The 11,133-nt window shown below is 59.3% G+C and carries 10 protein-coding genes and 1 pseudogene; 7 read left to right on the plus strand and 4 right to left on the minus strand.

Annotated features, from left to right (window positions below):
* Positions 1-422: 422 nt before the first annotated feature.
* Complete coding sequence (locus ACBR42_RS16245) at positions 423-1,625, plus strand: pyridoxal phosphate-dependent aminotransferase (RefSeq protein ID WP_118962343.1); 1,203 nt, start codon at positions 423-425, stop codon at positions 1,623-1,625.
* A 203-nt stretch (positions 1,626-1,828) separates the two neighbouring features.
* Here the strand turns inward: ACBR42_RS16245 and ACBR42_RS16250 are convergent, their stop codons facing one another.
* From ACBR42_RS16250 to ACBR42_RS16265, 4 genes are read right to left on the minus strand one after another with little or no spacing between them, the layout of a single operon-like run.
* Complete coding sequence (locus ACBR42_RS16250; protein ID WP_371208717.1) at positions 1,829-2,290, minus strand: acetyl-CoA carboxylase biotin carboxyl carrier protein subunit; 462 nt, start codon at positions 2,288-2,290, stop codon at positions 1,829-1,831.
* Positions 2,287-3,654 (minus strand): acetyl-CoA carboxylase biotin carboxylase subunit, encoded by a 1,368-nt coding sequence (gene accC, locus ACBR42_RS16255; protein ID WP_371208718.1) that lies wholly within the window; start codon positions 3,652-3,654, stop codon positions 2,287-2,289. Before accC ends, ACBR42_RS16250 begins: the two co-directional genes overlap by 4 nt.
* Positions 3,651-4,103, minus strand: a complete 453-nt coding sequence (locus ACBR42_RS16260; protein ID WP_371208719.1) for an acetyl-CoA carboxylase biotin carboxyl carrier protein subunit — start codon at positions 4,101-4,103, stop codon at positions 3,651-3,653. The genes accC and ACBR42_RS16260 overlap by 4 nt, the downstream gene beginning before the upstream one ends.
* 5 nt (positions 4,104-4,108) lie before the next feature.
* Entirely contained in the window at positions 4,109-4,864 is a 756-nt protein-coding gene (locus ACBR42_RS16265) for an SDR family oxidoreductase (RefSeq protein ID WP_102324405.1), read from the minus strand.
* Positions 4,865-5,267: 403 nt separating this feature from the next.
* Here ACBR42_RS16265 and pxpB point away from each other — a divergent pair, with 403 nt between their 5' ends.
* From pxpB to ACBR42_RS16295, 6 genes and pseudogenes are all read left to right on the plus strand, one after another.
* Positions 5,268-5,900 carry a 5-oxoprolinase subunit PxpB gene (pxpB, locus tag ACBR42_RS16270; protein ID WP_110547256.1) on the plus strand — a complete coding sequence of 211 codons (633 nt, stop codon included), beginning with the start codon at positions 5,268-5,270 and terminating at the stop codon, positions 5,898-5,900.
* The gene (locus ACBR42_RS16275) at positions 5,897-6,907 is read left to right on the plus strand and encodes a biotin-dependent carboxyltransferase family protein (protein ID WP_118962347.1); all 1,011 of its coding nucleotides are present in this window, start codon (positions 5,897-5,899) and stop codon (positions 6,905-6,907) included. Before pxpB ends, ACBR42_RS16275 begins: the two co-directional genes overlap by 4 nt.
* On the plus strand, positions 6,904-7,671 hold the full coding sequence (locus tag ACBR42_RS16280) for a LamB/YcsF family protein (RefSeq protein WP_102324407.1): 768 nt from the start codon (positions 6,904-6,906) through the stop codon (positions 7,669-7,671). Before ACBR42_RS16275 ends, ACBR42_RS16280 begins: the two co-directional genes overlap by 4 nt.
* A gap of 171 nt (positions 7,672-7,842) precedes the next feature.
* Entirely contained in the window at positions 7,843-8,766 is a 924-nt protein-coding gene (locus ACBR42_RS16285) for a DMT family transporter (protein WP_102324803.1), read from the plus strand.
* Positions 8,767-8,924: 158 nt separating this feature from the next.
* Positions 8,925-10,103 (plus strand): MFS transporter, encoded by a 1,179-nt coding sequence (locus ACBR42_RS16290; protein ID WP_243705381.1) that lies wholly within the window; start codon positions 8,925-8,927, stop codon positions 10,101-10,103.
* A gap of 369 nt (positions 10,104-10,472) precedes the next feature.
* Positions 10,473-11,133, plus strand: a pseudogene (locus ACBR42_RS16295) (IS5 family transposase); the annotation flags it as partial.

The raw sequence follows: 11,133 nt of genomic DNA on the forward strand, positions 1-11,133 counted from the left end.
GGCACGGATCAATGACATCCCCAATCCACGCCTCCATGAACTCCTGCCCTGGCACTGGAAAGCCCACCAGCAGGTCCACAATACCATCGCCGCCTGAATACGCCCGCGTCTCCCGCCGGATGCTTACGGAAGATCGGCAGGGTTCGCCGTATCAGGAAGCATATCGGTCATTTCAGTCTATCCGGGGCTAAAATAATGCCAGAACGATACTGGCTGACGTAACGGAATGGCACCATCGGCATGGTTGTGCGCCACTCTCCTTCGTCCCGGAAGCCTATGGTGGCCGATGCACCGTGACCCCATAGGATTGTTATATGGGGCCAGACAATTTTCGGCGGTATCTAATGGCAGTCGAAACGATTTACGGTGTGTCCCAATATACACGCCTGCCTTCTTACATATGCTGATTGGAGAGATGGTTAATGCCTGGCTTTGCAGATCGACTGAATGGAATAGGGATTTCGGCCTCTGCCGCCATGACGGACAAGGCCACCGCCCTTAAGGCGGAGGGGCTGAAAATTGTCAGCCTGTCGTCGGGGGAGCCGGATTTCCCGACCCCGACCCATGTAGTGGACGCCGCCATTGCGGCGGCGCGTGGTGGCGATACCAAATACCCGCCGCAGGATGGCAAGCCAGCCCTGAAGCGGGCTGTTCAGGGCAAATTCCAGCGCGAAAATCATCTTGATTACGCACTGGATGAAATTCTGGTGGCCAATGGCGCGAAGCAGATCATTTATGACGCGATGATGGCGACCATCAATCCGGGCGATGAGGTGGTGCTGCCCACCCCTTACTGGATCAGCTATGCCGATATCGCCCGTCTGGGCGGGGCCAGTATCGTGCAGGTACCTTGCCTTGCCGCCAATAACTTCAAGCTGTCGGCAGCGGATCTGGATGCAGCCATCACGCCCAGAACCAAGTGGCTGGTGCTGAACTTCCCCAGCAACCCGACCGGGGCCTGCTGCCCGCGCAAGGACATGGAAGAAATTGCCGCCGTTCTGCTCAAGCACCCCCATGTCTGGATCCTGACGGACGATATTTACGAACATCTCATCTACGATGACTTCCAGTTCTGCACGCTGGCCGAAGTTGAACCACGCCTGAAGGACCGTGTGCTGACGGTCAACGGCGTTTCCAAAAGCTATGCCATGACCGGCTGGCGCGTCGGTTTCTGCGGTGGGCCGCGTAACCTGATCGCAGCCATGAACAACATGCAGGGTCAATCCACCAGCGGCATCAACACCATTGCGCAGGCGGCCGCCGTCGCGGCCCTTGAAGGCCCGCAGGATTTCCTCAGGGAGCGTGCGGCAGAATATCAGGCACGCCGTGATCTTGTTGTCAGCCTGCTTAACGCCATTCCCGGCATCCAGTGCCACACCCCGCAGGGTGCGTTCTACGTCTATCCGGACATCAGCGCATGCATCGGCAAGACCTCCGCCGAAGGGCGCCATATCGGTAACGATACCGATTTTGTCATGGCGCTGCTGGAAGAACAGCAGGTGGCGTCGGTTCAGGGTGCCGCATACGGCATGAGCCCCTTCTTCCGCATCTCCTATGCAACAGATACCGCAACGCTGCGCGAAGGCTGCCGCCGGATCGCCGCGTTCGTATCGGGCCTGAAGTAAGAAGGCATTCAAAATAGCCTGTCGCTGCTTTTTTTTCGAAAGGGCAGCGACAGAACTTCCTTTTCATTCCAGCAATTTTCCTGATCGGTGTCGCCCAAACACCGATCAGGAAAACAGAAAGCCGGGGCCACCATCATGGCAGCCCCGGCTTTTCTTTATCTACTTCCAGACACAGGGCGAGAAAGCCCTGCACCGGTCTGTCTTTAACTGGGGCGGATTGTCATGATTTCCGTGCCATAGCCCAGCAATGCACCGGGCGTGGCCACAATTTCCACAACCTCGCCATCCACGGGCGCCCTGACGGGAACCTGCAGGGTATCCAGTGTCAGCAGGGCAACAACATCATCCTGCCTTACCATGCTCCCCACCGGGGCGAAGGCTCCGTCACCCATCGGACGGTCAAGACAGAGGTGGCCAAAATACGGTGCGCTGACCGCGACCGTGCCCACTCCTGCTACGGGTTCGGCTGCGTACGCAGGAACGGATGAAATTTCAGCAGTGTCGGCGGCAGCCTGAGCTACCCTGATACGCAGCCTTGTTCCCGTATCATTGGACAGTTCCAGGGATTCCAGACCGGCCTCGGACAGCCACGTCGCAATCTGGCTGATTTCTTCGGGTTCCGGGAGAGTATTGAAGTCAGGAAGCAGTTCTGAAGGATTGCTCATGATGCCGTCCTTTCCGCAAGCCACCGTTCAAGGTAGTGAATATCCACCCCGCCTTCGTGAAAATGTGGATCGGCCAGCAGATCCTGATGCAGGGCGATATTGGTCGATACGCCTTCCACCCGCATTTCCGCCAGCGCCACCCGCAGCCGCGCAATGGCCTCGTCACGCGATCCACCATGGCTTATGACCTTGCCAATCAGCGAGTCATAATAAGGCGGCACCGTATAGCCGCTGACAACATGCGTATCGACCCGCACGCCGGGACCACCGGGCAGATCCCAGCGCGTAATGGTGCCGGGCGACGGGATGAAGGTGAACGGGTCCTCGGCATTCAGCCTGCATTCGATGGCGTGGCCACGCTGCTGGATATCTTCCTGCCGGATCGACAGCGCTTCGCCCTGCGCGATGCGAAGCTGGGCCGCCACGATATCGATACCCGTCGTCTCCTCCGTAATCGGATGTTCGACCTGCACGCGGGTATTCATTTCGATAAACGCAAAAACGCCATCTTCATACAGGAACTCGAACGTACCGGCCCCACGATAACCGATCCGGCGGCATGCCTGGGCACAGCGTTCGCCAATTTCGGCAATGACATCGGGCGCTATGCCCGGCGGGGGCGCTTCTTCCAGCACCTTCTGGTGACGGCGCTGAAGCGAACAGTCACGCGCACCCAGCCAGAGCGCCGTCCCGTGCGTGTCGCACAGGACCTGTATCTCGATATGGCGCGGCTTCTGCATGAAGCGCTCCAGATACAGGGTCGGGTTGCCAAATGCCTGCTGGGCTTCCTTGGCCGTCAGCGTGACCGCCTGGGTCAGGTCGGCAGCATCCGTCACAACGCGCATGCCGCGCCCACCGCCACCGCCCGAAGCCTTGACGATGACCGGGAACCCGACCTCACGCGCAACCGCGTGTACTTCCTCCATGGAAGCAGGCAGCGGTCCATCCGAACCCGGCACGCATGGCACACCGGCATCACGCATGGCGCGCTTGGCCGTGATCTTGTCGCCCATCATCCGTATGGATGCGCCGGTCGGGCCAATGAAGGTCAGGCCAGCCGCTTCGACGGCATCGGCAAAATCGGCATTTTCCGACAGGAAGCCGTAACCGGGATGAATGGCCGTGGCCCCCGTCATCCGCGCAGCCAGCAGAAGCCCGTCGGGGTCAAGATAGCTGCGCGCGGCAGATGCGGGACCAATGCACAGGGCGATATCAGCCTCACGCACATGGCGGCTTTCCGCATCGGCATCCGAATGGACCGCGACCGTTTCAAGCCCGAGCTGGCGGCATGCGCGCTGGATACGAAGGGCGATTTCGCCACGATTGGCGATCAGGACCCGTTTGAAACGCGGAATATCATTCATGCCAGACGAAACAGGGGGGTCCCTGCCTCCACTTCCGTACCGTCTTCGACAAGGATCGCGGCAATCTGGCCGGCCTGTGTCGATTTGACCGCGTTGAACACCTTCATGGCCTCCACCAGTCCGACTTCCTGACCGGGTTTCACCTCCTGCCCCACCGTTACATAAGGCGGTGCGCCCGGTGCGGGGGAGAGGTGAAGAACACCGTAGGACGGCGCAGCAATCCCCCGCTCCTGCACCGGTTCGGGCATGGGTGCGGACTGTGGGCGGGGTGATGCGCCCGCGCCTGCGTCCACCGGTCGTGTTGCGGGTGCGCGGACGGCGGCAGCCGTTACCGGCTGCGCCGCACCACGGGTAATGCGGATTTTCCGCCCCCCCTCCTCGGCTTCAAGCTCCGCGATGGGGGCATGGGCCAGAAGGTCTATCAGGCGCTTGATCTGGGCGATGTCCACAGACGTTACGCCGGGTCTGCCGACTTCTTGGCAAAGTTCAGGCCACCCACGACCTGCATGGTCGGCAGCACTTCCATGAAGCTCACATTCATGCGCTGCGGGGCGAGAACGGCAAAGGCCACGGAATTGGCGATATCTTCCGGCAGCAGGGATTCATATTCATCGAAGAAACGCTTCTTCGCTTCTTCCATATTACCGATCAGGCGACCAAAGACTTCGGTTTCCACGCGGGCGGGCGAAACCTCGGTCACACGCACATGACGCCCATACAGATCGCAGCGCAACTGCTGCGACAGCGAATGCACGCCCGCCTTGGTGGCATGATAGACGGTGTTCCCCCCAGCGAAGGCATAATGACCGGCAATCGAGCTGATATTGACAATATGCCCGCGATCACGCGCGATCATGCCCGGCACGACCAGACGGGTCAGTTGCAGGACGGCACGCAGGTTCACATCCACCAGCGCGTCAATGTCATCAACCGTGGTATTGGTGATGTTACCCGTGCGCGACTGTCCGGCATTGTTTACCAGAACATCGACCTCGATCTCGTTCATCAGGGCTTCGATACCAGCCACATCGGATACGCTGAGGGCATGAGGAATGCAGCCGGTCTCTTCCGCCAGTTGCGCCAGCCGCTTCGCGTCACGCGCGAGGGCATGCACCTCGATCCCGGCTTCGCTCAGCCGCCGGACGATTGCGGCACCAATACCGGAGGATGCGCCTGTGACGAGAGCGGTACGATACGGCTGATTGCTCATGGTAATGAAACCCGATCCTGCAACAGTGAAAAAAATACGGCCCGACCCATACTGAAAAAATCGGGCGCTGAGTATTATTTCACGGTAGCGGAGGCACAATTCAGGCGCCAAGAGCAGTTCGTTCTTACGCCATAACATAATACGATACCAGCGATTACCGCCTTGACCTATAAGATTATCCGATAGCCTCACAGCCATAATTGGTCTGGATATCGTTACTGAAACGACCATACTTCGGCGCAGGCCCCGGATGCCGCGAATCCTTTATCGTTACGGTTGTGGTCTTAACGCCCGGTCGTACCTTCCCAAGGTGTGAGCAGCACTGTTCCAAGGACTGTGTATTTTGAACACGGATTTAACGCGCGAAACCAAGCGCAGTGCAGGCATTGCCCCCACCATCAGCATGATTGGCACGCGCGCCATGCTGTTCGAAGCCCCCGGCGAATTCACCATGGCGCAGCAGCGCCGGATATGGGCGCTGATGGAAGCGGCACAAGCCCGGCCAGACGTGCAGGAACTGATCCCCGGCGTCACCAACCTCATGCTGGTGTTTTCCCAGCCGCCGGAACAGCCACAGGCGGTGGCCGACTGGCTGCGCCATGCGTGGGAAACATTGCCCGAGCGCCATATTGAAGGCCGCCTGTTTGAAATCGGCGTCCGCTATGGCGGCGCGCTGGGGGAAGATCTGGCTGCCGTAGCAGCCCATGCCGGCCTATCCGCGCAGGACGTGATTTCCATCCATCACGGTAGCGAATACACGGTATGCGCCATCGGCAGCGCGCCCGGTTTTGGCTATCTGCATGGGCTGGACCCACGCATTGCCACGCCGCGCAAGGCCGTGCCATCACTCAGGATGCTGGCCGGGACGGTTACCATCGGCGGCGCGCAGGCGGGCATTTCCGCGCTGACAGGTCCGAATGGCTGGAATTCCATCGGCTATACCGAAATCTGCCAGTTCGACCCGCACCGCACGCCCCCTGCCCTGTTCGCGATCGGCGATCGCATCCGCTTTTATCCAGAAAGCATAGAACTGTGATTACGATCCTTGAAACATCAGCACTGAACACGGTGCAGGATCTGGGCCGACCGGGCTACCGCAACCTTGGCGTTGGTTCATCCGGGGTCATGGACCCCGTGGCGCTGCAGGTCGGCAATATCCTGCTGGCAAACCAGCCCGGCGATGCCTGTATTGAACTCCAGACCTATCCGTTCGTCCTGCGGTTCGAAACCGCCACCAGCTTTACCGTCACGGGTATTGACGCGGATATCACACTGGATGGCCGCCCCGTCCTGCCATGGTCCGTTGAAACGGCGGCAGCGGGTCAGGTCGTGCGGGTTGGACCGCCCCGAAAAGGCGCGCGCGGTTATGTCTGCGTTGCCGGCGGGATTGACGTGCCCGTGGTGCTGGGATCACGCAGCACCCAGCTACGAGGCGGATTTGGCGGGATGGACGGTCGGCCGCTTGAAGCGGGCGATACGCTCACGATCACAGCCGATAGTACTCTCGTATCCGGGTATGGTGCCTGTCCTCCTTCCGCCATTATGGATGATGTAGGGGACAGTTCCGACGGGCGCGTCATCAACCTGCGCGCCATTCCCGCCACCGATTATGCCCTTTTCACACCCGAATCCCATGAACGGCTGTGGACGGCCGAGTGGCGCATCACGCCACAGAGCAATCGCGTCGGATACCGCCTGAGCGGTGAGGCGCTGCGGTTGCACCACCCGATCGAACTGCGTTCATACGGTATTGTTCCCGGCATCGTGCAGGTTCCGCCTGCGGGCGAACCCATTGTGCAGCTTGCCGATGCCAATACGGCGGGTGGATATCCCCGCATCGCCACGGTCATCGAAGCAGACCTGTGGCGACTGGGGCAGGCGCGCATCGGCGCACGCATCCGCTTCCATGAGTGCAGCCATCAGCAGGGCGTAGCCGCCATGGAGCCGATCCGGTCCTATCTGGATAACCTGCGCATGATGGTGACCCACTATCGCAAATCCGCCCAGCGCCGCAATGGCGCCAAGCCCGGAGACAAGGCATGAAGATCGATCTCAATTCCGATATGGGCGAAGGCTTCGGGCGCTGGCGCATAGCTGATGATGACGGCCTGATGGATACCGTCACATCGGCAAACATCGCCTGCGGCTTTCATGCAGGTGACTATGCGATAATGGATCGCACCGTGCGGCTTGCGAAGGAAAAAGGGGTTGGCATCGGCGCCCATCCCGGACTGCCGGACCTGATCGGATTTGGACGACGGGCAATGGCCGTATCCGATGCGGATATGGAAGCCATGATGACCTATCAGATCGGGGCGCTACAGGGCATTGCCGCGCGCCACGGCCATCGCGTGACTCATGTCAGCTACCATGCCGCCTTTGGCAACATGGCCAATGCGGATGAAGGTCTGGCATTGCGGCTTACACGCGCCATCGCGGCGCTGGATCGGGATCTGACCGTCTTTTGCATGTCCGGCCAACTGACCGAACGCGCGGCGGAAAAGGCCGGGTTACGCGCCCAGACGCTGTTTCTGGCCGATCGCGCCTATACAACAGCGGGCACGCTGGTCCCCCGCGGCCAACCCGGCGCCGTCATTCACGACCTTGATGCAGTCCGCGCCCGCGTGCGGCAGTTTCTGGAAGATGCATCCGTCACGACCATCGACGGGGCACGCCTGCCGGTGAAGGCGCAGTCCATTCTGGTGCATAGCGACACGCCCGGCTCCCTGGAACTTGCGCGCGCGATCCGGGCGGAAATCGAAGCCAGTGGCGGCGTCATGACCCCGGCGCACCAGATCAGGGACTGATCCCGGCCTCCACCCATAAGAATTCCTTATTACGACGAAACAAACTGCTATGACCCGGAATGCGCATGCTGCGTTACGTTAACGTAACATGAAAATAAAAAGGGCTGTTGCGACTATTGATCCTGCATGCGGCGCATCCGCGACCATGTCGTGCATCGAGGTACGAATAAAATGAAGCATGACCTGAAACGCGGTGCGTTACTTCTTGCATCGGCGACTTTTTTTACAGCCGCCCTCAATGCCCTGCAGAAGCTGACGGGATCAGACCTGCCAGCCCTTGAAATCATCTTCTTCCGCAATCTGTTTTCGCTGCCGTTTGTCCTCATGATAGCAGCGCGCACCACGATAGTACTGAAAACCCATCACTTCGGCGGTCATCTGCTACGCTCCGTGGTGGGACTTATCAGCATGATCATGGTGGTGGTCACCGTAACGCGGCTGCCGCTGGCGGAACAGCAGGTGCTTTCCTATACGCAGCCCCTGTTTCTGGTCCTGCTGTCCATTCCGCTGCTGCACGAAAGACCGTCGCTACAGCGCTGGATTGCGGTTTCAATCGGGTTTTCGGGCGTTATTGTCGTAGCCCTTGGCAAGGGGCTGCTGCATGGCAGCGCCACATCCGTGCCCAACTGGGCCTATGCCGTGGCCCTGGCCCAGGGCGCGGTGGGCGCATTGACGACCATGCAGATCCGGCAGCTTTCCGCAACGGAGGCCAGCACCACGATCGCCCTGTGGCAGGCAATCCTGATGACGGCCATGACCGCACTTCCCCTGCCCTTCATCTGGACGACACCATCGCTGACCGCTGCCGCATGTCTTGTCGCCGTCGGAGCCTTTGCTGGCATTGCGCAGGTGTTGCAGACGGAAGCCTTTGCCTCCGCTCAGGTGTCGGCCATCGGTCCCTTTGCCTATTCGGGCCTGCTCTGGGCCGCACTGATCGGATGGTTCGGGTTTGGTGAGGTGCCGGGCGCTGCCATGGTGCTGGGTGGGCTGCTGATCATCGGGTCAGGTGTCTGGATGCTCCGTCATGACCGACCCGCAAAACGCCCCGCCGTGGTGGCCGGAACGATGGACACGGCTTCGGGCACGCAACCGTAACGGCACACAGGCCTGCACCATGACTGGTCGCCTTTTTTCTTGAATCCACGGTACTTCTTCAGGAGTCCTACAGCGTGACAACAGGTGAATCCGCTATCGGCACACGAAGCAGGCATACCATTCCTTCCCGCTATGTGTTCTTCTTCCTCGTGTTCCTCATGTATGTCATTAGCTATGGTGACCGTGCAGCGCTTTCCATTGCGCTGCCGACAATGGGAAAAGAGTTTTCACTGACACCCGTGCAGATGGGCTGGGTTTCATCCAGTTTCCTGTGGTCGTATTTCCTGCTCAACCTGCCTTCAACCATTGTGCTGGACATGGTGGGTGGCCGCCTTATCGGCAGCCTTGCCGTAGGGCTGTGGTCATTTGCCATGCTGCTGGGCGGCATGGTGCAGAACATTTCCCAGTTCCTGCTGACCCGCGTTCTTCTGGGCGTGGGTGAGGCTCCGACCTTCGGTGTCGGGGCTACGGTCGTCCGTAACTGGGCACTGCCAAAGGAACGTGGTTCCGTCATGACCGTGCTGCTGACGGGAATGCAGCTGGGCCTTGCAGGCGGTACGATTGCCGGGGCCTACCTCATTACCCTGTTCGGCTGGCGTTTCGAATTCATGGCCCTTGGCTGCATCGGCATCCTGTGGGCCGTTGTATGGTGGCTGGTTTATCGCAATCCAACAGAAAAAACCGTTACAGCACGCAGAGCACCGGTCTCGGTCCCGGAAATAAGAAGCCTGTTCCGGTCATCTTCGTTCCTCGGCATACTTGCCGTGCAGTGTACCCAGAATTACCTTAACTTCCTGGTCATGTCATGGATGCCGCTCTATCTCATTCATGAACTGCACATCGATACGACCGGAACCGGCACACGGACAGCTTTATGCTATCTTGCCGCTGCATTCGGCGCGGTCATCATTGGCCGGATATTTGAACATGTTGTTTTCCGCCGTGGCATCTACCCGCCGCGCAGGCGTTATATTGTCGCGACCTGCCTTGCCGGAGCCGCGACAATCGGACTGCTGCCCCATTTCCATACCATGGCCCCGATCCTTGTCGTGCTTTCCGTCTCTCTGGCCTGCCTGATTGCGGCCAATGGCGCCAATACAGCACTGCTGACAGATCTGGTGGAAGACGGACAGAAAATCGGCACGATAACGGGTGTCACGCTCACATGCAGCAACTCCCTCGGATTACTTGCCCCCATTCTAACCGGATACATCGTATTCTATACGGGCAGCTTCGACATGGCCTGGTACATGTGTGCGGCAGCGCTGGTCTGTGCGGCACTGCTGTCCGTTCTTCTGGTGCGTTCTCCCATAAAGATGGATCGGCGTGGCGGCTGATCCGTTTCATCCCGTCCCGCAACAGGCAGATCCTAAACATTTCCTCCTTAATCCATAACTTATTTCAGATTCCTGTTTTCGGGGCATTGATATTGAATGCCCCGCCTATTTGCCCGGTACAGATCAACGGATGCTTCAAAGCTGGTCAGTATTGCAGTTGTGTGGGCAAGTTCCGCCCACTGCTGGACCACCTGCGCCGACAGCACCTCTACTGACCGGCTCTCCGAATCTGGACCAGCGTGAACTGGAAACTTCCGGGGTCAAAGCTTACGGCGTGTCGTCAGTTAAGCCCTGAGTGTGGCACGTGAGGGTTGTACTTTGTGTCTGCGTGTGCTGACTGTTTTCCCGTTTTTTGGGGGAGACAGACTGATGCGGCGCTATAGTTTACGCGATGACCAGTGGGAGCGGATAAAGGATCTTCTTCCCGGTCGAGAAGGCTATGTCGGCGGCACTGCGGCGGACAACCGTCTGTTCGTGGAGGCGGTGCTGTATCGCTATCGCGTGGGCATTCCATGGCGCGACCTTCCTGCCCGTTTCGGGGACTGGAAAAACGTGCACCGGCGTCCTCGAACGGATATTTCGTTATCTGGCCGCTGATCACGACAACGAATACATGATGATCGACAGCACAATTGTCCGGGCGCATCAGCATAGTGCCGGAGCTCTCAAAAAAGGGGCACGGATCAGGCCATCGGACGATCACGAGGCGGGTTGACTACAAAGATCCATGCCATCAGCGACGCTCTGGGCAATCCGGTGGAACTCGGCATCACGCCGGGACAGGATGCCGATATCACCCAGGCGGAACCACTTCTGGAAAACATCGACCCGGATGCTTTCCTCGCTGACAAGGCGTATGACGCGGACAGGTTGATCGATCGGCTGATACAGCGCGGGATTACTCCGGTCATCCCGCCAAAACGCAACAGAACGACACGACGGAAAACCGATTTTTCTCTCTACCGCGAACGGAACCTTGTTGAGAGGTTCTTCAATAAACTCAAGCAGTTTCGCGCTATCGCAACCCGCT

The sequence above is a fragment of the Komagataeibacter sp. SM21 genome (assembly GCF_041402665.1).
Lineage (GTDB): Bacteria > Pseudomonadota > Alphaproteobacteria > Acetobacterales > Acetobacteraceae > Komagataeibacter > Komagataeibacter saccharivorans.

Coding starts and splice junctions, on each gene's coding strand:
- ACBR42_RS16245 (WP_118962343.1), top strand. CDS start 423: ATGCCTGGCTTTGCAGATCGACTGAATGGAATAGGGATTTCGGCCTCT.
- ACBR42_RS16250 (WP_371208717.1), bottom strand. CDS start 2,290: ATGAGCAATCCTTCAGAACTGCTTCCTGACTTCAATACTCTCCCGGAA.
- accC (WP_371208718.1), bottom strand. CDS start 3,654: ATGAATGATATTCCGCGTTTCAAACGGGTCCTGATCGCCAATCGTGGC.
- ACBR42_RS16265 (WP_102324405.1), bottom strand. CDS start 4,864: ATGAGCAATCAGCCGTATCGTACCGCTCTCGTCACAGGCGCATCCTCC.
- pxpB (WP_110547256.1), top strand. CDS start 5,268: ATGATTGGCACGCGCGCCATGCTGTTCGAAGCCCCCGGCGAATTCACC.
- ACBR42_RS16280 (WP_102324407.1), top strand. CDS start 6,904: ATGAAGATCGATCTCAATTCCGATATGGGCGAAGGCTTCGGGCGCTGG.
- ACBR42_RS16285 (WP_102324803.1), top strand. CDS start 7,843: ATGAAGCATGACCTGAAACGCGGTGCGTTACTTCTTGCATCGGCGACT.
- ACBR42_RS16290 (WP_243705381.1), top strand. CDS start 8,925: ATGTATGTCATTAGCTATGGTGACCGTGCAGCGCTTTCCATTGCGCTG.